Origin of the sequence: Krasilnikovia sp. M28-CT-15, assembly GCF_047159595.1 — a bacterium.
Lineage (GTDB): Bacteria > Actinomycetota > Actinomycetes > Mycobacteriales > Micromonosporaceae > Actinoplanes.
The window spans coordinates 5,951,315-5,972,798 of the sequence record NZ_BAAGAK010000001.1 but is presented as its reverse complement, the minus strand read 5'-3'; the positions used below and the strand labels follow the sequence as shown (position 1 = coordinate 5,972,798).

The following is a 21,484-nucleotide window of genomic DNA, read 5'->3' as shown; positions in this document are numbered from 1 at the left end:
TGCACCCCTCGGGGGTCTTGTTAGTCAACCGGCGAGTTCCGGATCAGCTTCGGGCGGTGAACTCCAGGTCGTCGTTCTCGTCCGCGGCGGTCTCGTCCACGGCCTGCAGGGCCTCGTCCGCGGTCGGGACGTGCCCCTCCCGGGCCGCCCCCTCCCGGGCCGCCGGGGGCACCGGCACGTCCGGGGCGGTGGTGCGGATGCCGCGCGCCCTCTGAGCGGCGGCGAGCTGGCGCGGGAACTTCCGGGTGGCCCGCCACAGCTTGGCCACCAGCAGGAACTCGAAGCCCATCAGGAGGACCCCGGCGACGATCGGGACGCCGACGATCCAGCCGGTCAGCGGCGCGATGATGCACACGGCCATCTCGAACTCGATGCCGCTCACCAGGTGCGGGCGGATGCGGTACCGGCGCAGCATGGCGCGCAGCCGGGCGCGCCAGTTGTCCGGCCACTGGTCCGGCTGCCCGGGCGCGTCGACCGCCTGGGGTAGGCCGCGGGCCTCGTCCAGCTGGACCCGCATCGCGCGGCGGACCTTGGCCATCTGCGAGCCGTTGAGGTAGCGGAACAGGTCGAGGAACGTGACCGCCACCAGGATCCAGAGGTACACCGGCTTGCCGGTCCGCGCGTACTGGCCGCCCATCAGGGCGACCGTGCAGGCGAACATGCGCAGCCGGTCGAAGACGAAGTCGTACCAGGCGCCGAAGAGCGAGCCGGTGCCGTTGAGCCGGGCGATCTTGCCGTCCATGCAGTCGATCACGAAGCTGAGGTGGAACAGCAGGGCGCCCGCCACCAGCCACGGCCGGTCCTGCATCGCGAAGCACGCGGCCGAGGCCAGCCCGATCAGGGTGGCGATGCCGGTCAGGACGTTCGGGGTGATCCGCCGATAGGGGGCGATCAGCCGCACCAGGCGGACGGCCAACGGGTCCACGAGCAGGACGGTCCACCACGCGTCACGCGTCTTGTACGTGCGTTCGCGGATCTCCCGCAGCGGTAACCGTTGCGTCATGCCTCATCCCATCCGTGTCGGCCGACCCGGCCCCTGCTTCGATTTTGGTGGAACAAGCAGGCATGCCCCGACCCGGGGTACCCCAATCCCCGAAATGCGTGACCGTATTGTTACTTTGGGTGACCCTTGCCGTGGCCCTGCCGTGCCGCCGGGGGTCACCATGTCCGTGAAGCCGACACATTAGCCTGCCCGCGGCGAGCGAGGAAGACGACGACGTTCCGGATCTGGCCGCCCCGCCGCACGCCCGCCCGGACAGTGGCGCCGCTGACAGTTTTCCCGGGCCGTGGCACACGGCCGGCGGGGCCGGGCAGGATTGTTCCCATGCCCGACACCATGACCCGCACGGCCGTCACGGTCGCGATCACCCGCCGGGCCGACCCTTCGCGCGCCGCCGAGATGCAGGCATGGGTACGCGCGGGCGCCACGCTCGCCGAGGACTTCCCCGGCTTCCTCGGGGTGGGCTGGGTCCGCCCCGAACTCGGCTCGAGCGAGTGGCACATGCTGTACCGCTTCGCGGACGGCGACGCTCTGTCCGCCTGGGAGGACTCTGCGCAACGGCGCTGGTGGCTGTCCTCGGCGCAGGGCATGGTCGAGCACACCCGGGAGGAGCGCCGTACCGGGATCGAGGGCTGGTTCGACCCGCCGCGCGAGAGTGAGGTGCCGGCGGTGGGTGAGGCGGCCGTACCGGCCGCGCCGCCGCGATGGAAGCAGGCCGTGGCCATCTGGCTGGGCTTCTTCCCGCTCAGCCTGCTGGCCGCGGTGACCCTCGGGCCGCTGCTCGCCGCCCAGCACGTCGTGCTGCGGACCGTGGTGACCACCCTGTGCCTGACCCCGATCATGACCTACCTGGTGCTGCCGCGGGTCACCGGTGCGCTGCAGTGGTGGCTGCACGGACGGCCGGCGCCCTGGCGGCGCTGACGGGCGCAACGCTACCCCGGCGGCATTGACGCGCCGCGTCGAAAGCGCCGAGATTCGGTCCGCCGGGTGAGCGCGGACCGGCTCAAATCCGGCTCAGTTTGGTTGAGTGCGGGTCCCGGGCTGCCGATCCTCTTCCGCGAGGAGGGTGCCCCATGCGCTTGCGCAACTGGATCGCCGTGGTGGTCAGCGTCGTACTGCTGATCGCCGCCGGCGCTGTCGGTGTACTGGTGAACCGTTCGGCGCTGCATGCGATCGACACGGTGCACCGCGCCGACACCCAGGCGCTGGCGGTCAACAACACCACCCTCTCCGGGCAGATGCAGCTGATGACGGCCGCCGAACTGATGGTGCTCGCCAAAGCCACCCCGTTCCGCCTGACCAGGGGCAACGCGGCCGACCGTAGCGCCCTGGGCCAGTTCGTCACCAAGACCAACGTCCTCAAGTACGGCGCCGCGCTCAGCGAACTGGACGGCACCGTACTCAACGCCACCCGGACCACCGGCCTGCCGCTGCTGAAGGACGAGGGCTTCGACCTGATGCGCAGCCTGGTGGCGAAGGGCGAGCCCGGCTTTTCCAAGGTGATAGACGTCGAAGGGGTGGCGATCGAGGCCGTCGCAATCCCCCTGGCCCGCGCCGGCAAACCGGTGGCGATGCTCGTCGGCTTCATGGAGTTCGCGAAGACGCCGCTGCAGGGGTACGTCGAGAAGCTCAGCGACAACACCCACCTCACCGAGCTCATCGACAGCGATGGCCGGATCGGCTTCTCCAGCGACGGCAGGAAGATCGGCACCACGATCAACCCGGCCGTCGCCGCGGTCGCGGGGCACGCCACCGAACCCACGTTCGTGAATTTCACCTCCGCCGACAAGACCGCGATGATCGCGATGGTGGTGCCGGGCATGCCGGGCGGCTGGTCGTACGTGCGCAGTCAGTCGGTGGCCTCGTTCTCGGGCGCGGTGTACAGCAAGAGTCAGACGCTGAACGTCACGCTGCTGGCCATGCTGCTCATCGGCGTCATCGGCATCACCATGCTCGGCTACCGCACGCAGATCCAGCGGCGGCGCTCCGACGAACGGTTCCAGGCGCTGTTCCAGCACGCCCCGGACCTGGTGTCGGTGCTCGACCCGACCGGCCGGATCGCGTTCGCCAGCCCCAGCGCCGCCTCGCTGCTCAACGTGCCGAGCGGCTCCATGCAGGGCACCAGCGTCTTCGACATCCTGCACCCCGAGGACCGGGAACGGATCCAGGCCGCGTTCGCCGGGCTGCTCGGCGAGCGCGACGGGGTCAAGCGGATGCAGTCGCGGGTCTTCAACGCCGACGGCACCTTCCGGTGGTTCGAGATCACCGCGTCGAACAAGCTGCACAACCGGGCGCTGGCCGGCATCGTCATCAACGCCCGGGACGTCAGCGAGAACCGGGCGTTCCAGGAGCGACTCACCCACGAGGCGCTGCACGACGCGCTCACCGGGCTGCCGAACCGCCGCCGCATGCAGGACGCGCTCGACTCGACGCTGAGCAAGGACGCGGTCGCGGTGCTCTTCGTCGACCTGGACGGCTTCAAGCCGGTCAACGACATGCACGGCCACGAGGCGGGCGACGAGCTGTTGCGGCAGGTCGCGGGGCGGCTCAGCTCCTGCGTACGCGCCGAGGACGTGCTGGCCCGCGTCGGCGGCGACGAGTTCGTCGTGCTCATGCCCGGGATCTACGACCAGGCCGACGCCGACGCGATGACCGCCCGGGTGTGTGCCGCCATCGAGACGCCGTTCCTGGTCCACGGCAGTGAGGTGACCATCGGCGCCAGCGTCGGGGTCCACCTCGCCGCCCCCCGGGAGGACTCGGACGTGGTGCTGCGCGCCGCCGACCACGCCATGTACGCGGTCAAGAAGGCCGGCGGCGGGCGGCGGGCCCGCGTGGAGCCGGAACCCGTTCGGGTCGGGCGACACCGCGCCTCGGACTAGCCTCACCCTGAGAAGACCCTGAGCTTGGGGGTGAACCGCTTCGGCATTGCCGGTCCGGGCGACTACGCTCCGGTCGGTCGTACCGGGAGTGGTCTGGGGGGATTCGGATGTCGGGCACGGGGGGCGTCGCGCGGCTGGTCTGCGGGCGCTGGACGAAATGGCTGGTCCTCGCGCTGTGGATCGTGGTGCTGGCGGTCGCCGGCCCGCTGGCCGGCAAGCTCACCGGCGTCCAGAAGAACGACAACTCCGCGTGGCTGCCGGGTAACGCCGAGTCGACCCAGGCCGCCGACCTGCAGAAGCGGTTCCAGCCGGACGACATCGCCCCGGCGGTCATCGTCTACGAACGCCCGGCCGGCATCGTCGCCGCCGACCAGGCCAAGGCCGCCCGCGACGCCCAGGCGCTGGCGAAGGTCAGCGGGGTCACCGGCAAGGTGATCGGCCCGGTGCCCGCCCAGGACGGCAAGGCGTTGCAGATCATCGTCCCCATCAAGGTCGACGCCGAGGGGTGGCAGAAGATCGTCGACGTGGTGGCCGAGGTCAAGGCGATCACCGAGGCCGACCCGAACGGGCTCGCCGTGTACCTCACCGGCCCGGCGGGCAACGCGGCCGACTCCGGCAAGGCGTTCGAGGGCATCGACAGCACCCTGCTCTACACCACGCTCGCGATCGTCGCGATCATCCTGCTCATCACGTACCGAAGTCCGGTGCTGTGGCTGCTGCCGATCATCTCGGCGGGCGTCGCGCTGACCACCGCGCAGGCCGTCATCTACCTGCTGGCCAAGCACACCGGGCTGGTGGTCAACGCACAGAGCGCGGGCATCCTGACCGTGCTCGTCTTCGGCGCGGGCACGGACTACGCACTGCTGCTGGTCGCGCGCTACCGGGAGGAACTGCGCCGGCACACCGACCGGCACGAGGCCATGGCACTGGCCCTGCACCGGGCCGGACCGGCGATCATCGCCAGCGCGGCCACCGTGGCGATCGGCATGTCCTGCCTGACGCTGGCGCAGATGAACGCGACCAGCGGCCTCGGCCCGGTCGCGGCCATCGGCATCACGGTCGGCCTGCTCGTGATGATCACCCTGTTGCCCGCGGTGCTGGTGATCTTCGGGCGCTGGCTGTTCTGGCCCGCCCGCCCCTCGTACGGCACCGCCGAGCCGACCGCCACCGGACTGTGGGCCCGGCTGGGCACCCGCATCGCGCTGCGCCCCCGCCTGGTCTGGATCGTCACGGCCGCCGCGCTCGGCGCCATGGCGCTCGGCCTGTTCCAGCTCGACGCCAAGGGGCTGGCCACCGCCGACACGTTCGTCAGCAAGCCGCCGTCGGTCACCGGCGAAGAGGCGCTGGCCCGGCACTTCCCGGCCGGGCAGGGCCAGCCCGTCGTGGTGATCGGCAAGGCCACGACCGCCGCGCAGCTGCGTCAGGCGCTGGCCGGGACCGAGGGGGTCGCCGACGCGGCCGAGCCGGTGGTCAAGGGCGACCTGGCCGCCATCGAGGGGACGCTGCGCGACGCGCCGGACAGCGGCCGGGCCCGCGCCACGATCGACCGGATCCGCGCCGCGGTGCACGCCGTACCCGGGGCGGACGCGAAGGTCGGCGGCATCACCGCGATGACCCTGGACATGAACCGGGCCAACGACCACGACAACCGGCTGATCATCCCGCTGGTCCTGGTGGTCGTCCTGGTCATCCTGGGCATCCTGCTGCGCGCGGTGATCGCCCCGGTGATCCTCATGGCCACGGTCGTGCTGTCGTTCGCGGCGGCCCTGGGGGTCAGCGCGCTGATCTTCCGGCACGTGTTCGGCTTCGCGGGCGAGGACTCGTCGTTCCCGCTGTACGTCTTCGTGTTCCTGGTGGCGCTCGGGATCGACTACAACATCTTCCTGATGACCCGGGTCCGCGAGGAAGCCCACCACCACGGCACGCGGCGCGGGGCGCTGATCGGGCTCGCCGCGACCGGCGGGGTGATCACCTCGGCGGGCATCGTGCTGGCGGGCACGTTCGCGGCGCTGGCCAGCCTGCCGCTGGTGGCGTTCGCGGAGATCGGCTTCGCGGTCGCGTTCGGGGTCCTGCTCGACACGCTCATCGTCCGGTCGGTCCTGGTCACCGCGATCACCCTGGATCTCGGGCGGTGGATGTGGTGGCCGAGCAAGCTCACCGCGGTCACCGACCGGCCGGCCGAGGAGGAGCCGGAGACTGACCGGGATCTCGAAACGGTGTCCTGACCGGCCACCACCGCTAGGTTGAGATCCATGCCGGCCTCCAGGTCACCGGCGGTGGAGCTCGAGGTCGGGCCGCACACCGTACGGATCTCCAACCCCGACCGGGTGTATTTCCCCAGCTCGGGGCGCACCAAGCTGGACCTGGCGAAGTACTACCTCAGCGTGGGCGACGGGATCGTCCGCGCGCTGCGCGAGCGGCCGTGCATGCTGCACCGCTTCCCCGACGGCCTGGCGGGGGAGAAGGTGCACCAGAAGCGGGTCCCGAACGGCGCGCCGCCCTGGCTGCAGACCGTCCGGGTGCACTTCCCCCGGTACGGCCGGCACGCCGACGAGCTGTGCGTCACCCAGCTGGCCGAGGTCATCTGGGCGGTGCAGATGTCGACGGTCGAGTTCCACCCGTGGAACTCGCGGCGCGCCGACACCGAGAAGCCGGACGAGTGGCGCATCGACCTCGACCCGATGCCGCAGTGCCCGTTCGGCACGGTGCGGCGGGTCGCGCACGTCGCCCACGAGGTGCTCGACGAGCTGGGCATCACCGGATACCCCAAGACCTCGGGCGGCAAGGGCCTGCACGTGTACGTCCGCATCCGGCCGGACTGGGGGTTCGGCGACGTCCGCCGGGCCGCGCTGGCGTTCGCCCGCGAGGTGGAACGGCGGGCCCCCGAGGACGTCACGACGACGTGGTGGCGCAAGGACCGCGACCCGGAGTCGCTGTTCATCGACTACAACCAGAACGCCCGCGACCACACCATCGCCAGCGCGTACTCGGTGCGCGGGGTGCCGGAGGCGACCGTCTCGACGCCGATCGAGTGGGACGAGATCGACGTGGTCGACCCGCGCGACTGCACCATGGCCACGGTGCCGGAACGTTTCGCCCGGCTGGGCGACCTGCATGCGGGCATCGACGCCGTCGCCCACGACCTCGCCCCGCTGCTGGAGTGGGCCGACCGCGACGAGCACGCGGGCCTGGCCACCCCCGCCGAACCCACCTGATCCGGCCTTATCACCGAAGCCAGGACCGAAGCGGCGGCTTCTCACATTCCGGACGGGTGGGCCCCGTCACGGGTGATCTTGTTCAGTCGTCGTCCCGGGTCGCCGATGGGGACATCCGAAGCCGGATCACCGGCAACTCCCCACGACCCGGAATGGATCATGCACGCCTCTGTCCTCGGCTGGCTCGGTGCCGCCCTGTCCATCGCCCTTCCCTGGCCCCAGGTCTGGCGCTCCTGCGTTCAGCGCCACACGACCGGACTGTCCGCGACCGCCTCCTGGCTGACCTTCGCCCTGCCGATCGGCTGGATCACCTACGGGCTGCTCAGCGGCGAACGGGTCCAGGTGGTCACGAACACGATCACAGGCACCGCGAGTCTCGCCGTCCTGGTCGCCCTGCTGGGGGCGCGGCGCGAGCTGCGCACCGGGCGGATGCTGGCGGGCAGTGCAGGCGCGGCGGTGGTCATGTTGGCCACGGCTCTCGGCTGTGGTGCCGCGGCGGCCCTGCTGCCGGGCTCGGGGCGCGTGATCGCCGACTTCCTGGGGACGGTCCTGGTGGCGGCGTCCATCATGTCCGCGGTGCCGCAGCCACTGGCGCTGCTGCGCGACCGTACCCAGGACCTCAGCGGGCTGTCGCCGCTGCGGTGGCGCCTGACCGCCGGCGCGGCCAGCGCGTGGCTGGCGTACGGCGCGCTCACCGGCCAGCCCGCGGTGTGGCTGTCGGCCTCGGCGGGCCTGGCCGGCGCACTCGTGGTGTGCTTCGTGCTGGCGACGCGCCCGGCGACGTCGCTGTCCGCGCTGCCCACGGGCGATCCCGTGAACTGGCGCGCGACCGTCACCACCCGCAACCTGGCGATGGCAGGCGTCTGACCCGATCCATGGAGCAGGTCGTCGCCGCAGCGCACCGCGGCGGCGACCGGCGGTAGACCACAGCCGGTCCCGCGCCGCCCGGTCCAGGCAGGGTCAGCGCAGCCGTGAGTTCTCGATGGCGGGACGGCGGGCGCCGAGGAAGAAGATCCCGGGCAGCCCGGCGGTCTCGAAGCCACGGCTCGGGTTGTGGCGCAGCGTCGAATCCTCGATCCGCATCGTGCCGGAGCGGTCGTTACTGACGAAGAACACCGCGCCGCCGCCCTCCGCGGCCCGGTTGTCCGCGACGACCGTGCCGGCCAGCCGTACGGTGAAGGTGTTGCCGTCGGCGTAGATCGCGCCACCGCTGCCGCCGCCCGGGGTGCCCGCCCGGGCCGGATTCGCGCCGTGGCCGACCGCGGCGTTGCCGGTCAGCACGCTGTTGAGGATCACCCACGACACCCCGATGCTGCTCAGCGCTCCGCCGTTCGCGCACGACCCACCCGTGAACGTGCTGCGCACGACGTGGACGGGCAGGCCGTGATACTGGCTCAGGACCCGGATCGCCGCGCCGCCCAGGTCCGGCCCGGTCCGGTCGCACCGGTTGCCGGTGAAGCGGGAGCCGATCACGGTCAGCCGTCCGCCGCGGACGAAGACGGCGCCCCCGCCGCCGCCCTCGGCCCGTTCCCCGGTGCTGTCGCCGTCGGCGAACGCCAGGTTCTGCACGGTCAGCCGAGGACTGTCCTGATCCTGGCAATGCGACGTGATGATGCCCTGCGCCTGGTCGCAGGTGTTCAGGTACAGGATCCTGCGCTGCCCCGCCCCGCTGAGCGTGACCTTGCCGCCGCCGTCGAGGACGACCCGCGACGCGGCGTTGCGTACCTTCGCGGTGGCCCGCATCGTGATCGTCACCGGGTCCGGTCCGCAGTCGAATGTGATCACCCCGCCCGCCGCGACCGCCCGCACCACCGCCGCGGAGGTGCAGCTGCCCGGGGTGCCGGTGCCCACGACCCGGTCCGGCCGGCTCGTGTCCACGGCGCGGCCTGCTGCGGGAATCGTGGCGGTACCGGCCGGGTTGCCCGGCGCCGGACCCGTCCGGCGTACGGTCGCCGACGCCGTGGTGGTGGGAGCCGCCGTGGTGGCGGCCGGGACCGGCCGGGTCGCGGGCGGTGCCGACGACGCACCGACGGCCGCGGGCGGCCCCGGATCCGGCGAACAGCCCGCCGCGACCGTGACGACGCTCAGAAGCCCGAGGGTGGCCGCGGCGGCCCGCTGCATTCGCACCGGACGATGCTAGGTGGCCGGGCAGCACCGTTCCACAGCCGAACGGCCCGTCTCCACCCGGCCGCTATCCGAGCGCGGGGGCGGTCTCGCCCGCCGCCACCGTGCGGTCGCGGCCCTCGGCCTTCGCCCGGTACAGCGCGGTGTCGGCGCGCGCGACGAGCTGCGCCGCGGACTCCGTGCCGGTCCAATGGGCCACACCGGCCGAGAACGTCTGCCCGCCCGGCATACCCTGGCGCATCCGGGCGACCACCTCGGTGGCGTGCGCCGCGGTGGAGTCCGTCAGGATCAGCCCGAACTCCGGCCCGGAATGCCGGTACAGCGTGTCGCTGCGGCGCAGCATGCCGAGCCAGCCCGCCGCCGCCGACTTGAGCAGCTGGTCGCCCGCCCGGGCGCCGTGCGTGTCGGCGAACCGCGGGAAGTGGTCGATCTCCAGCACCGCCACGGACAGCGGGCGGCCGGTGCGCCCGGCCTGCTCGACCGCCGCCGGCAGGGCCGCCTCCCACGAACGCCAGTCCCCGGCCCCGGTCAGCTCATCGCTCGTGGCGACGCGCGAGAGCGTACGGGCCTGCTCCTCGACCCGCCGGACCAGCCCCGCCATCCGTACCACCACGAGCAGGAACACCCCGATGCAGGCCACCCCGATCGCGACCGCGTCGAGCCCGCCGACGCCCGCGGGAGCCTCGGCCAGCAGCACCACGGGCGGCAGCAGCGCCGCCCCGGCCAGCAGCGTCAGCCTGCGCACCGTCAGCGCGGCGAGCGCCTCCCCGTTGGCCGGCTTGGTGGCCGTGTCATCGACCAGCGCTCCCTCGTCCGCCGCCCCGTCGCCGGTGGCTGCCGCGGCTTTCCCACCCCCGGACACCGCCACGGCGGTCGCCGGGTGCAGCGCCGCCGCACCGATGAGCGCGAAGCCGAGACAGACGAGGGCACCGCCCCGGGCGTTCGGCAGCGCGGGACCGTGCAGCAGCGCCTCGCCCTTGAACCACCAGTCACCCGCGAACCCGCAGAGCACCCCGGCGCCCAGCAGGTACCGCATCGGCGCGCGCCGGTCCCCGGTGGTCAGCAATCGGCCCAGCAGCACCAGCGCGACGAGCTCGGCCAGCGCGGTGGCCACGCCCAGCGCGAACCACCGGGGGGACACATAGTCGCGGGCCAGCGCGGGCACCACCGCCAGCATCCAGGCCAGCAGCCCCAGGCTGCCGGCGACGATCGCGGCGTCGATCCGGGTGCCGGAGCGGGCACCGCGGGTCAGCGCCGCCAGCCCGGCCACCAGCAACAGGCACGGGATGACGCCGACGGCGTACCGGACGGGTACGGGCGCCGGCGCGGCGGCGATGAGGTGCCCCGCCGAGCCGGCCAGCACGGCCGCCCCGACCAGCGGCCACGCGCGCCGGGGCCGCGGGCGGTGCCGGGCGTACCCGAGCATGATCGCGACGGCGGCGGCGGCGCCCGCCACCCCGTACGTGGTTGCCGCGACGACGTCGTTGCCGGTCGCATGGACCACCGCAACAGTCACGCCGAAGACCAGGAAGCTCCGGAACACCCGTGGATTCACGTCCGCGCGATCGGCATCCCGGCGAACGACCTGAGCAAAGGCGGGCGGCGGGGTGGGGTCAGGACACGGGACGGCGCATGGAGTACGTCACCCCGTGCAGCCGGTGAGGCTCGTTGATCACGGTGACGGCGGCCCGGTCGTACACCTGCCAGCCGGCCGCACCGGCCCGGTTGAGGTGGCGCAGGTCGTCGAAGCGTTCGTCGGTGCCCCAGCGGAGTACGCCCCCCGGGTGGTGAAAGGTCGCGGTCCAGTCCATGTACCGGTCGGTGCCGAACGTGCCCGCGGCCCGGTATTCGAGGCGCGCATACTCCCACTTGGTCACGGAGCCGATTATGCCCAGCCGGTCGGTGACCGCGCAGGATGGTCGAAAAGCCGCGGCGGAGCAGATCCGCGGATATTGACGGTCATCACCGGCCGTGGTCGTCACATGACCGTGGTGGACTGCTGCCATGACTCGATCGTGGACGACGGTGACCCTGGCCGCCGTACTGCTGTTGCCCCCCGCCGGGGCAGGCCCGACGCCCGTGGCGGCCGCCCCGGGCGGCCCGGCCTGCGCCTGGCCGGAGGAGGTGGGTGCGGACGCCCACAACGTCGCGCTGCCGGACACCAACGCGCATTACTGGGTGACTCCGTTCCGGGTGCGCGCGGACCGCGAGATCACCGTGACCGGCACCTTCCCCGACGCCCGGTACGCCTCGCTGACCGTCTACAACGGCCTGCGCGGCACCTTCACCCGCAACGGCGTGTCCTCCGCCCGTACCGATTACCAGATCGCCCCGGATCCCGGCAGCGTCAACCCGTGGCAGCAGCGGGCCCGGCCCGGCGGGTCCTACACCCTTTACCTGCGGCACCAGGTCGATCCCGGCCAGGCCAACACGGTTCCGATCGCCCCGGCCCACGCCAGCGACGGTGATGTCGGCTTCCTCGTCTACCGGACGTATCTGCCCGCCGACCGGCCAACGGTCCCCGCGCGCCTGCCCACGCTGACCGTGATCGACCGCGGCATACCCCGGACGCTGAGGCCCTGCCCGGCAGCGGTGGCGCCGCCGGGGCCACGCCGCCCCGTCCTCCCCCCGCCGCGCACGGCCCCGGACCTCGCCTTCGCCCGCGGCCGCGGCAACGACGAACTGTTCCCCAACCCGGACAGCGGCTACCTGAGCGCGTGGATCCACCCGCCGCATGGCGATCGGGTGGTGGTGATCCGGGGCCGGGCGGCAGCCAGCCCGGACACCCCGCATCCCAGCCCGTGGCCCGCACCGGGCGACGACATGCGGTACTGGTCTCTCTGCACCAATCTGCGGCGGCCGTACTACCCGGTCGTGGTCAACGAGCTGCCCGACGGCACGGTGGATCCGGGCTGCCGGCACGACGACGTGGCCGCCCTGGACCCCCGTGGCTACTACACCTTCGTGCTCGGCACCGAGGCGCAACGGTCCGCGGTGCAGGCGCTGCCCGGGGTCACGTTCGTGCCGTTCTCGCTGGAGCACCCCCGCGCCCGCCATCTCGTGGTGCTGCGCAACATGCTGCCGGTGGACAGCTTCCCGTACTCGGTGCTGGACGCGCCGCCGAACGGCCGGGCACGTCCGGCGGCGGCCGCGATGGGCGACTACTACCCGCGCGGCGCGGTCTGCGTACTCGCCGTCCTGGCGGCGCAGGGACCCGCCGGTTGCGGGCTGCCGGACTGAATCCGCGCGGCCCCGCAACCGTCCCGCAACCCGAGCGCACACCGGTCTGCTCCCGAACGTTCGAATTCTGTACGGGTCCCTCGAGCAAGGAGAGCGCCCATGCGCATGCGTCGTTCCGTCGTGGCGGCTGTGGCCGTGGCTGTCGGCATCCTCGGTCCCGCCACGGGTGCGGCTGCCGCCACCGCCCACCAGGCCGGGGTGAAGCAGCTCGCCACCGTGCAGGCGTCCCCCAAGCCCTCCAAGCCGAAGAAGCCGAAGAAGGCCGTCTTCGAGGGCCGCGGCTCGATCAGCGCGATCGACGTCGACGCGGCGACGGTCACGGTCGTGGTCAAGGGCGGTACCAAGAACGTCAGGCACCGTACGGTCACCGTCAGCGTCTCGCCGACCGCGCGGATCAAGCGGAACGGCGCCAAGGCGTCCCTCGCGTCGCTGGCGGTGGGTGACCGCATCGAGATGAAGGGCACCCGGGCCGGTGAGGTGTACACCGTGAGCCGGATCCAGGCTCAGGCCAAGCGCACGCCCAAGCCGGCGCCGACCCCGGAGCACACCGAGACGGAGACCGACTGAGCACTGCGGTCACCTCGCTACGCCGGAAGCCCGGCCCCGACGCATCGGGGCCGGGCTTCGTCGTTTCACCTGGACTGCAGCGCGCGAAAAAAATCAGCAGACCGTGCCGAACCATCGACATCATCCGTTCGGATGATGCCCGCGGTTAGCGGTTCATCGCCTATGTTTTCTTTAATTCCGGCATAAGACTTCCTCAATTCCCTGGCGCCGATTGCCTTCCGTCGGCGCGCCTCTTACCGTCTGGTTGCCGGCCTCGCGCAGCCCCGATCAGGGCTCCTTGGCCGGTGATGAGAGCGCGGAAACGACTACGGAATGTCGTCCATGGACCGGTCGCCGCTTCCGCCCGCTTCTCGTCGCCCCCCACCTGACAGCCACCGACCGGCGACTTTTCGTATTCGTCGCCACGACGGCGTGCAGCGACAGAAGAGGTTCACCCATGCGAAGGCGTTACAGGCGCGAATCGTCGTGGTCGAAGTGGTTCAGCGGACGGCGTCGCATCGTCGCCGCGGTGGCCACGCTCGTGGCCTTCGGCGGCATCGTCACCGTCACCCAGGTCTCCGACGCGAGCACGAAGCGTTCGACCCAGCGCGCCTTGGCCGCCTGCGACAACATCCAGGCGCCGAGGTCCACGAAGCTGTCCACGGAGACCAGGCGGGGCACCTGGACGACGAACAAGGGGCAGGTGACCCAGCACGCCGACGACGGCGCCGGCGATGTGCCGTCCGCGGACGAGATGCGGGACAGGTGCCGCGACTGGGTGATGCGCAACGCCGCCGACAACGACGACGACCAGCAGCAGGACGACCAGCAGCAGGGCGGTCAGCAGCAGGGCGGTCAGCAGCAGAACGGCCAGCAGGGCGGTCAGCAGGACCAGAACGGTCAGCAGCAGGGCGACAAGCAGGACCAGCAGCAGGGCGACAAGCAGGACCAGAACGGCCAGCAGCAGGGTGACCAGCAGAACCAGAACGGTCAGCAGCAGGGCCAGAACGGCCAGCAGCAGGGTGGCAACAACAACCAGCAGCAGGGTCAGAACGGCCAGCAGCAGGGCGGTAACAACAACCAGCAGCAGGGTCAGAACGGCCAGCAGCAGGGTGGCAACAACAACCAGCAGGGTGGCAACAACCAGCAGGGCAACAACAACGGTGGGAACAACAACAATGGTCAGGCTCCGCCTCCGGGTGCGGGTCTGGGTGTGTTGACGAACAGCTGTAAGACGAGCCAGTTGCCGCCGCATGACGGTTTCCAGAAGGGTGACCGTTGTGTGTCGACCGAGTTCGGTGAGGTTGGTTCGGCGGCGAACAACCCGTCGTTGTTGATCGTTGACGCGCCGCAGCAGGTGGCGGCGGGTCAGGCGTTCAGTCTGAAGGTGAGCACCCGGAACCTGATTCGTGACCGGTTCCTGGCGGCTGGTCAGGGTGGGTACTACGTGGAGAGTTCGGTCCTGCAGGGCGGCATCGTGCGGGGTCACTTCCACACCGCCTGCCGGATGCTGCAGACCACCGATGCTGCTCCCGCACCGGACCCGGTGCCCGCGTTCTTCGTGGCGACGGAGGACAAGAAGGGTGGCCGCGGCGCTGACGAGGTGACGATCAACGTGCCGGGCCTGCCGCAGGAGGGCATCGCGCAATGTGCGTCGTGGGCGGGTGACGGTTCGCACCGGATCCCGATGATGGAGCGCGCCAACCAGACCCCTGCCCTCGACGCCGTCCGCATCCGCGTCGAAGGCAACAACAACGGCGGCCAGCAGGGCGGTAACAACAACGGTGGCCAGCAGGGTGGCAACAACAACGGCGGCCAGCAGAACGGTGGCCAGCAGGCTGGTAACAACAACGGCGGCCAGCAGCAGGGCGGCCAGCAGAACGGCGGCCAGCAGGCTGGCAACAACAACGGCGGCCAGCAGCAGGGCGGCCAGCAGAACGGTGGCCAGCAGGCTGGCAACAACACCGGCGGCCAGCAGCAGGGCAACAACGGTGGCGTAAGCACCAAGAGCGTCATCGTCAGCACCAACCCGCCGACCCGCAAGCCGACCGTGACCGGCAGCACCGAGTCCGATGACGCCGCGAAGGCCGACTCCGACAGCACACGGGATCAGGGCGACGAGGAGAAGGCGGCCCCTGAGCCGACGGTGACGAAGAAGCGGACCGCGACCACGGACACGCAGAAGGCGGACGAGCCGAGTGGCGACAAGGCCACTGCGCCCGCCGATGTCGAAATCGACCCGGCCCTGGACCAGGAGGCCGCGCCCGACGCTCAGCCCGTGGCGCAGGCCGACCAGCAGGTGCCCGCGCCGACCGCCGGCAACAAGCTCGCGCTCACCGGCGCGAACACGATGGCCGTCGTAGGCGTCGGGGTGGTGCTGCTGCTGGCCGGCTTCGCCATCGCGGGTTCGGTGCGCCGCCGCCGGGCCGCGGAGTCCGGCTGGAAATAGGGCAAGGAACGGATGCAGTGAGCAGCCGACCCGGACGTGCCGGGTCGGCTGCTCTGTTTTCCGCACAAGGTACCGTCCGTCCGTTATATGCCTACTTGTGCCTATATTCGGATTGCCGATCCGGCGGCGGGCAGCCAGGCGCGGCGGCGGACACGTTCCAGAGGCTGTGCGGGAAACTGTGACCAGCGGGGCCCAAGAGCCCTAGGCTGGTGAGCGTCCACTTCGGCGGGTCCAGCGCGGGATCTTTGGAGGGAACATGCGCATCAGCGACGTACTTCGGGCCAAGGGCGACAAGGTTGTCACCGTCCCCCCGGAAACACACGTGGCCCGGCTGCTGGCGGTGCTCGCCGAGAACAGGATCGGCGCCGTCGTCGTGTCCCGCGAGGGTTCCACGGTCGAGGGAATCGTCAGTGAGCGCGACATCGTCCGGGCCCTCGCCGCGCGAGGCTCCGCGGTGCTGGCGGAGCCGGTCACGGCGATCCTGACCGCCGAGGTGCACACGATCGCGCCGGACGCCCAGCTCGACGAGGTGGAACGCATGATGACGGAGCGCCGCTTCCGGCACGTGCCGGTCGTGGTCGACGGCTCGCTGCGCGGCATCGTCAGCATCGGCGACGTGGTGAAGAAGCGGATCGACGAGCTGGAGACGGAGCGATCCGAACTGACCGGCTACATCACCGGCGAGCGCCGCTGACCGTACGGCTCAGGTGGCGGGCTGGGCCGACAGCTCCATGCCCGCCGCCCGCAGCCGCCGCACGAGCGCGTCCCCGATGCCGGTTGCCGGGGTCAGCACCCCGCCCGGTGTCGCGGGCAGGTCGTGGCGGTCCAGCGCCAACGCCAGCGCGGACTCGGCGATCATGAGGGCGGTGGCCGCGTACCCGGGGTCGCCCTGAGCCTTGACCCGGGCGGTGTAGCGGGCGCCGCTGGTCGTCGTGGTGAACAGGTCGATCGTGAAATGGCCCGTACGCCGGGTCTGCTCGTCCGGTCCTTCCCCGGGCTTGGGCAGCACCCGGTCCAGGACGAAGCGGGTCGGGGGCACGGACAGCCCGACCACGAGCGCGGCCAGCCCCACCTTCGTGCCCGCCGCGAGCACCGGCGCCAGCCGCGAGGTGCCGACGCTCATCACCTCGCGGTAGCGCAGCCGGCGGCCGTACGCCCAGTCGCGCAGGGCGTTGCTGCGCCGCACCACCCGGGTGTTGTACGGCGCCATGACGAACGGCGCCAGGCTGCCCCGCAGGCCCGGGGCCACCTCCGGGCCGCGCAGGCTGACCAGGTCGTGCTGGCGCCCCAGGTCGGGCTCGCGGTCCCGGTCCGGGCTCAGCGAGTACGGGCTGGACGCCAGGCGGCGCAGCCCGCGGTCCCGGCGCACCTGGTCGATCTGGTGGCGCAGCGAGTCGATGGTGCCGCCGCTGACCCCGCCGCGGAAGCGGGTGACCACGAGCGTGGTGTCCGTCAGCTCCCCGGCGCCGTCGGCGCGCACCCGCTCGTGCAGGATGTGCACGCCGAGATCGGACGGGATCGAGTCGAAACCACACGAGTGCACGATCCGGGCCCCGGTCGTCCTCGCCAGCTCGTGGTTCTCGTCGATGCTGTCCCGGACGAACAGCACCTCGCCGGTGAGGTCGACGTAGTCGGTCCCGGCGGCCGCGCAGGCGCGGGCGAGCTTGCGGCCGTACTTGGCGTAGGGGCCTGCTGTGGTGAGCACCACATGGGCGGCCGCGGCGAGCTGTTCCAAGGCGGCGGTGTCGTCCGCGTCCGCGACCAGCAGCGGCCAGTCCACGCCGAGCCGGTCCCGGAGCGCCGCCAGGCGCCGCTCCGAGCGCCCGGCCAGCGCGATCCGGGTCCCGGCCGGGGCGTATGCGGCCAGGTGTTCCGCGGTCAGCGCTCCGACGAAGCCGGTGGCGCCGTACACGACGATGTCGAGGTCTCGGACGCGAGTGGGGGTGTCATCGCTCACGGTCGTCGATTCTCCCTCATGTCTTAGGTCTCGCTGAAGCCCGGCCGATGAGGGGGGTAATCACATCCAGGGTGCCGGGAGGGTTCGCCGTGCGGTTCGGTCGATCGAGTGTAGGCAAGCGGCTCGGCGGTGCATTCTCTGTGCTCGTGGTGCTGATGATCGTCGCCGCTGGCGCCGGCTCGTGGGGAATGTCCCGCCAGCAGAAGGCCCAGGAGCAGCTCACCTGTCTCGAGCAGGTCCGCCGCGACGTGCAGTACGCCCTTTACCAGATGGCGGACATCTCCGGGTGGCAGGGGCTGGTCGTCGCCGACGTCGCGGCGTATGGCGCGAAGAAGGCCCTCAGCAAGGACAGCTTCAACCGTACGGAAGAACTCGCTGCCAAGGACGAGGTGTACGAGAGCTTCAAGGAGGTGCACGCCTCCTGCATGACGCCCCAGGAGAAGAAGCTGTACGCGCAGCTCTCGGCCGCCTGGGATGACTTCTTCGTCTGGGACGAGAAGGTGATGAAGTGGCTGAGTGACGACAGCCAGGCTGGCAAGATCAAGGCGATGGACGCCATCAACGACGGCCCCGCGGCCGACTCTCTCGGCGTCATCTATGACACGGTGTCGGCTCTGAAGAAGTCCGTCGACCAGCGCATGGACGCGGCCCGTGCGGAGAGCCAGAAGGCCCAGCGCGTGGGCCAGTACACCCTCGGTGGCGCCCTGCTCATCGCGCTGGCCCTGGCGGCCGTGCTGAGCATCCTGGTCACCCGGTCGGTCGTCCGGCCGCTGTCGATCGTCGTCGGCGCGCTCGGCAAGCTCGCCAAGGGCGACCTCACCGCCACCGTCGACATCAAGCGCAAGGACCAGCTAGGCCAGCTCGGTGACGCGCTGAACGAGACGGTCGAATCGCTGCGCGGCACGGTCGGCCAGCTCTCCGGCCACGCCGACTCGCTCGCCGTCGCCTCCGACGACCTGTCCCAGGTCTCCGAGCAGATCGCCTCGTCCGCCGACGAGACGAGCGCGCAGGCCCGGGAAGTGACCCGGGCGGCCGCGCAGGTGTCGGCGAACGTCGACACCGTGGCGATCGGCAGTGACGAGATGGGCGCGTCGATCCGGGAGATCGCGCAGAACGCCGGTGAGGCCGCCGCAGTGGCCGCGGAGGCCGTCAGCGTCGCCCAGGCGACCAACGAGACCGTCGGCAAGCTCGGCACCTCCTCGGCGGAGGTCGGCAACGTCGTCAAGCTGATCACCGCGATCGCGGAACAGACCAACCTGCTGGCGCTCAACGCCACCATCGAGGCCGCCCGCGCGGGCGAGGCGGGCAAGGGCTTCGCGGTCGTCGCCAGCGAGGTCAAGGACCTCGCCCAGGAGACCGCCAAGGCGACCGAGGACATCTCGCAGCGGGTGGAGGCCATCCAGGCCGACACGGCCAGCGCGGTGAAGGCCATCGAGCAGATCGCCGGGATCATCGACCGGATCAGCGAGTACCAGACGCTGATCGCCGCCGCGGTCGAGGAGCAGACCGCGACCACGGGCGAGATGGGCCGCAACGTCACCGAGGCCGCCGAGAGCAGCCGTGAGATCGCCACCACGATCGCCTCCGTGGCGCAGGCCGCGGAGATCACGACGACGGGGGTGAGCCACTCCCAGCAGTCGGCGGCGGACCTCGCCCGCATGGGCGCGGAGCTGCGGGCCATCGTCTCCCGCTTCCAGCTGGCCTGACCTGAGCAAGGCTTAAGGGCCGGACCTTCGGGTCCGGCCCTTGCTGCGCATCCGATGGGTGTGCAGGGTGATGGGTGTGCGGGGTGACGTCCTGATGCGGAACAATGGCGACATGACATCGACCGTGCCGCTCCCGTCCCGGCTGAGCGGAGCCGCGAAGCGCATCCCCGATGCGATGGAGCACCTGCGGGGCCCCGACTGTGGGTCGGTGCACCTTCCGGTGCGCCTGGCATGGTCGGGTCGGGCCGAGTTCGACGTAAGCGACTCCCGGCAGCGGCTGACCCTCTACCGGACCCTGCTGGACTGCGGCCAACGCGAGGACATCATCACCTATGTCCATGCTGACCTTCTCCGACAGGACTGGCCGCGGATTCGCCGGTTGACCGCTCGGCGCCTGGTGGCCCTGTGGGAGTCACACCTCCCTGAGCTGGCTGCGATCGACTGACTAGCCTCTCATCGTGGACCGTCTCGTGTCTGCCTACCGCGAAGCCGGCTACACCGCGAAGGTGATCGAAGCGACGCCCCGAATGGCGCGCCTGCTGGTTTCCACTCCCTCAGGCGACTGCGAGGTAGACCTCCTCAAGGAGGCCATCGGCCCCTCCGGCCCAGCTCAGTGTTGGTCCGGTGCTCGCGTTCGAGGATGCTGTCGGGCTCAAGGTGCGGGCCTTGCACGATCGCGCGGCGCACCGGGACTTCATCGACGTACAAGCGGCCCATAGTCGGATCAGCTGGCACGACCTGGAAACTTTGGGTGCCCACCATGCTGCTGGGTTCTCGATCGAGGAGCTCGCTGATCGCCTTGGCGCCGTCGGCGATCTGGATGACGGGACATTTCATTCGTACGGGCTGACAGCGTCGGACGTTGATCGGCTCAGACGGTGGGCCGTGGACTGGGAGTCGGACATTCGTGGCCGCCTAGCGGCAGGGGAGACCGGCCCAGCGGGTCCTCCAGACGACGAGTGGAGCAGGTACCTCGATCCGGATTGAGGCGGCTCATGGCCGACGATCGACGGTGCGAAGGCTGAGGGCTGGCAGAATCGCGACATGGGCGGTCCTGAGCTGGTCCTGGTGTTGCGGTATCGCAAGGCGGTGACGTACGGCTTCCACGTGCTGCTGGGTGCCCTGGAGGAGCACGAGACCACCACCCGGTACGACGTCCGGTTCGGTGACACCGCCGAGTCCACTGCGCGGCACATCGAGACCGCGCTGGCCGAGGGCGCCAGGGTGCTCGTCCTCTGGTCGTTCTACTCGCCCGATGCGGCGGCGCTCGCAGCCGAGCTGGCGCAGATCCGGAGCCTCGCCGACGCGCCGCGGGTGACGCATGTCGCGGGCGGGGTCCACGCGACCGCGGAGCCGGTGCAGACCCTGGACGCGGGCTGGGACGTGGCCGCGGTGGGCGAGGGCGAGACCACGCTGCTGCGCCTGGTCGACGCGGCCGGGGCGTACGCCGGGGTGCCGGGCCTGGTCTACCGGGACGAGACCGGCGCCGTCGTGCGTACCGGGCGCCCGGAGCGCCGCCCGCTCGATGACTTCCGTGGGTTCTCCCTGCGCTGGGACCGGTTCAACGCCCTGGAGATCACCCGCGGCTGCGTGTACGCGTGCCGCTTCTGCCAGACCCCGTTCATGTTCTCGGCGAGGTTCCGGCATCGCAGTGTGGGCAACGTGCGCTGGCACGTCGACCGGATGCGCGAGCGGGGCCTGCGCGACGTCCGGTTCATCACGCCGACCGCGCTGTCGTACGGCAGCCAGACCGAGGAGCCGGATCTCGCGGCGGTGGAGGAGCTGCTGGCGAGCTGCCGGGAGGGTATCGGCCCGGGCGGGCGGGTGTTCTTCGGTTCGTTCCCCAGCGAGATCCGGCCCGAGCACGTGTCCCGCGAGGCGCTGCGGCTGGTCCGGAAGTACTGCGCCAACACCAACATCATCGTGGGTGCGCAGTCCGGCTCCGATCGGGTGCTGGACGCCGCGAAGCGCGGGCACGGGGTGGACGAGGTCAGGCGCGCGGTGCGTCTCGGCATCGCGGAGGGCTTCCGGATCAATGTGGACATGATCTTCGGCATGCCGGGGGAGGCCCCGGGGGATGTCGATGCCTCCCTGGCCCTGGCCCGCGAGCTGGCCGAGCTGGGCGCGCGCATTCACGCGCACACGTTCATGCCGCTGCCGGGCACGCCGTGGCGGGACGCGCCGCCCGGTGACGTCGACCCGGAGACGATCCGGGAGGTGGACCGGCTGTCCCAGCGCGGCGCGCTGTACGGGCACTGGCAGAAGCAGCGCGACCACGCGGCCCGGCTGGCGGCCGCCGCTCAGGAGTACCCGCGGCCCGGCCGCAGCCGCACGATTCTGCCCACCGTGCCGGTGACCGACGGCTGAC

General features: G+C 71.3%; 18 protein-coding genes. 13 read left to right on the top strand and 5 right to left on the bottom strand.

Annotation, left to right across the window (positions count from 1 at the left end):
* Positions 1-43: 43 nt before the first annotated feature.
* On the bottom strand, positions 44-1,003 hold the full coding sequence (locus ACMCNO_RS27345; RefSeq protein WP_412752319.1) for a CDP-alcohol phosphatidyltransferase family protein: 960 nt from the start codon (positions 1,001-1,003) through the stop codon (positions 44-46).
* A gap of 321 nt (positions 1,004-1,324) precedes the next feature.
* Between ACMCNO_RS27345 and ACMCNO_RS27340 the strand changes: the two genes are divergently transcribed.
* The 5 genes from ACMCNO_RS27340 (at position 1,325) to ACMCNO_RS27320 (ending at position 7,961) form a co-directional block, all read left to right on the top strand.
* Entirely contained in the window at positions 1,325-1,921 is a 597-nt protein-coding gene (locus tag ACMCNO_RS27340) for an antibiotic biosynthesis monooxygenase (protein ID WP_412752318.1), read from the top strand.
* 152 nt (positions 1,922-2,073) lie between these two features.
* The gene (locus ACMCNO_RS27335) at positions 2,074-3,879 is read left to right on the top strand and encodes a diguanylate cyclase domain-containing protein (protein ID WP_412752317.1); all 1,806 of its coding nucleotides are present in this window, start codon (positions 2,074-2,076) and stop codon (positions 3,877-3,879) included.
* A 107-nt stretch (positions 3,880-3,986) separates the two neighbouring features.
* Positions 3,987-6,104, top strand: a complete 2,118-nt coding sequence (locus ACMCNO_RS27330) for an MMPL family transporter (RefSeq protein ID WP_412752316.1) — start codon at positions 3,987-3,989, stop codon at positions 6,102-6,104.
* Positions 6,105-6,131: 27 nt separating this feature from the next.
* Positions 6,132-7,094 carry a non-homologous end-joining DNA ligase gene (gene ligD / locus ACMCNO_RS27325; RefSeq protein WP_412752315.1) on the top strand — a complete coding sequence of 321 codons (963 nt, stop codon included), beginning with the start codon at positions 6,132-6,134 and terminating at the stop codon, positions 7,092-7,094.
* A gap of 159 nt (positions 7,095-7,253) precedes the next feature.
* Positions 7,254-7,961 carry a SemiSWEET transporter gene (locus ACMCNO_RS27320; protein WP_412752314.1) on the top strand — a complete coding sequence of 236 codons (708 nt, stop codon included), beginning with the start codon at positions 7,254-7,256 and terminating at the stop codon, positions 7,959-7,961.
* 93 nt (positions 7,962-8,054) lie between these two features.
* Here ACMCNO_RS27320 and ACMCNO_RS27315 read toward each other — a convergent pair whose 3' ends face one another.
* From ACMCNO_RS27315 to ACMCNO_RS27305, 3 genes are all read right to left on the bottom strand, one after another.
* Entirely contained in the window at positions 8,055-9,215 is a 1,161-nt protein-coding gene (locus ACMCNO_RS27315) for a hypothetical protein (RefSeq protein WP_412753820.1), read from the bottom strand.
* A gap of 70 nt (positions 9,216-9,285) precedes the next feature.
* Positions 9,286-10,773, bottom strand: coding sequence for a GGDEF domain-containing protein (locus ACMCNO_RS27310; protein ID WP_412752313.1), 1,488 nt, complete (start codon positions 10,771-10,773; stop codon positions 9,286-9,288).
* A 58-nt stretch (positions 10,774-10,831) separates the two neighbouring features.
* Positions 10,832-11,095 carry a hypothetical protein gene (locus ACMCNO_RS27305; protein WP_412752312.1) on the bottom strand — a complete coding sequence of 88 codons (264 nt, stop codon included), beginning with the start codon at positions 11,093-11,095 and terminating at the stop codon, positions 10,832-10,834.
* Positions 11,096-11,222: 127 nt separating this feature from the next.
* On the opposite strand from ACMCNO_RS27305, the gene ACMCNO_RS27300 reads away from it, so the two are divergent.
* The 4 genes from ACMCNO_RS27300 (at position 11,223) to ACMCNO_RS27285 (ending at position 16,147) form a co-directional block, all read left to right on the top strand.
* Positions 11,223-12,458, top strand: a complete 1,236-nt coding sequence (locus ACMCNO_RS27300; RefSeq protein WP_412752311.1) for a hypothetical protein — start codon at positions 11,223-11,225, stop codon at positions 12,456-12,458.
* A gap of 99 nt (positions 12,459-12,557) precedes the next feature.
* Positions 12,558-13,025, top strand: a complete 468-nt coding sequence (locus ACMCNO_RS27295) for a hypothetical protein (RefSeq protein ID WP_412752310.1) — start codon at positions 12,558-12,560, stop codon at positions 13,023-13,025.
* 508 nt (positions 13,026-13,533) lie between these two features.
* A complete protein-coding gene (locus ACMCNO_RS27290) occupies positions 13,534-15,453 on the top strand; it encodes a hypothetical protein (RefSeq protein WP_412752309.1) in 1,920 nt (639 codons plus the stop codon).
* A 256-nt stretch (positions 15,454-15,709) separates the two neighbouring features.
* Complete coding sequence (locus tag ACMCNO_RS27285) at positions 15,710-16,147, top strand: CBS domain-containing protein (RefSeq protein ID WP_412752308.1); 438 nt, start codon at positions 15,710-15,712, stop codon at positions 16,145-16,147.
* A gap of 9 nt (positions 16,148-16,156) precedes the next feature.
* Here ACMCNO_RS27285 and ACMCNO_RS27280 read toward each other — a convergent pair whose 3' ends face one another.
* Positions 16,157-17,410 carry a saccharopine dehydrogenase family protein gene (locus ACMCNO_RS27280; RefSeq protein WP_412752307.1) on the bottom strand — a complete coding sequence of 418 codons (1,254 nt, stop codon included), beginning with the start codon at positions 17,408-17,410 and terminating at the stop codon, positions 16,157-16,159.
* Between the two features lie 47 nt (positions 17,411-17,457).
* Between ACMCNO_RS27280 and ACMCNO_RS27275 the strand changes: the two genes are divergently transcribed.
* The 4 genes from ACMCNO_RS27275 to ACMCNO_RS27260 all read left to right on the top strand — a co-directional run bounded on the left by ACMCNO_RS27275 (position 17,458) and on the right by ACMCNO_RS27260 (position 21,483).
* Positions 17,458-19,116 carry a methyl-accepting chemotaxis protein gene (locus tag ACMCNO_RS27275; RefSeq protein WP_412752306.1) on the top strand — a complete coding sequence of 553 codons (1,659 nt, stop codon included), beginning with the start codon at positions 17,458-17,460 and terminating at the stop codon, positions 19,114-19,116.
* Between the two features lie 112 nt (positions 19,117-19,228).
* Entirely contained in the window at positions 19,229-19,561 is a 333-nt protein-coding gene (locus ACMCNO_RS27270; RefSeq protein WP_412752305.1) for a hypothetical protein, read from the top strand.
* A 179-nt stretch (positions 19,562-19,740) separates the two neighbouring features.
* The gene (locus ACMCNO_RS27265) at positions 19,741-20,103 is read left to right on the top strand and encodes a hypothetical protein (RefSeq protein WP_412752304.1); all 363 of its coding nucleotides are present in this window, start codon (positions 19,741-19,743) and stop codon (positions 20,101-20,103) included.
* Between the two features lie 57 nt (positions 20,104-20,160).
* On the top strand, positions 20,161-21,483 hold the full coding sequence (locus ACMCNO_RS27260) for a TIGR04013 family B12-binding domain/radical SAM domain-containing protein (RefSeq protein ID WP_412752303.1): 1,323 nt from the start codon (positions 20,161-20,163) through the stop codon (positions 21,481-21,483).
* Position 21,484: the final 1 nt, after the last annotated feature.

Excerpts from the sequence above, each read along its gene's own strand:
- ACMCNO_RS27345 (WP_412752319.1), bottom strand. The coding sequence starts at position 1,003 with ATGACGCAACGGTTACCGCTGCGGGAGATCCGCGAACGCACGTACAAG.
- ACMCNO_RS27340 (WP_412752318.1), top strand. The coding sequence starts at position 1,325 with ATGCCCGACACCATGACCCGCACGGCCGTCACGGTCGCGATCACCCGC.
- ACMCNO_RS27335 (WP_412752317.1), top strand. The coding sequence starts at position 2,074 with ATGCGCTTGCGCAACTGGATCGCCGTGGTGGTCAGCGTCGTACTGCTG.
- ACMCNO_RS27330 (WP_412752316.1), top strand. The coding sequence starts at position 3,987 with ATGTCGGGCACGGGGGGCGTCGCGCGGCTGGTCTGCGGGCGCTGGACG.
- ligD (WP_412752315.1), top strand. The coding sequence starts at position 6,132 with ATGCCGGCCTCCAGGTCACCGGCGGTGGAGCTCGAGGTCGGGCCGCAC.
- ACMCNO_RS27320 (WP_412752314.1), top strand. The coding sequence starts at position 7,254 with ATGCACGCCTCTGTCCTCGGCTGGCTCGGTGCCGCCCTGTCCATCGCC.
- ACMCNO_RS27315 (WP_412753820.1), bottom strand. The coding sequence starts at position 9,215 with ATGCAGCGGGCCGCCGCGGCCACCCTCGGGCTTCTGAGCGTCGTCACG.
- ACMCNO_RS27300 (WP_412752311.1), top strand. The coding sequence starts at position 11,223 with ATGACTCGATCGTGGACGACGGTGACCCTGGCCGCCGTACTGCTGTTG.
- ACMCNO_RS27295 (WP_412752310.1), top strand. The coding sequence starts at position 12,558 with ATGCGCATGCGTCGTTCCGTCGTGGCGGCTGTGGCCGTGGCTGTCGGC.
- ACMCNO_RS27285 (WP_412752308.1), top strand. The coding sequence starts at position 15,710 with ATGCGCATCAGCGACGTACTTCGGGCCAAGGGCGACAAGGTTGTCACC.
- ACMCNO_RS27275 (WP_412752306.1), top strand. The coding sequence starts at position 17,458 with ATGAGGGGGGTAATCACATCCAGGGTGCCGGGAGGGTTCGCCGTGCGG.
- ACMCNO_RS27270 (WP_412752305.1), top strand. The coding sequence starts at position 19,229 with ATGACATCGACCGTGCCGCTCCCGTCCCGGCTGAGCGGAGCCGCGAAG.
- ACMCNO_RS27260 (WP_412752303.1), top strand. The coding sequence starts at position 20,161 with ATGGGCGGTCCTGAGCTGGTCCTGGTGTTGCGGTATCGCAAGGCGGTG.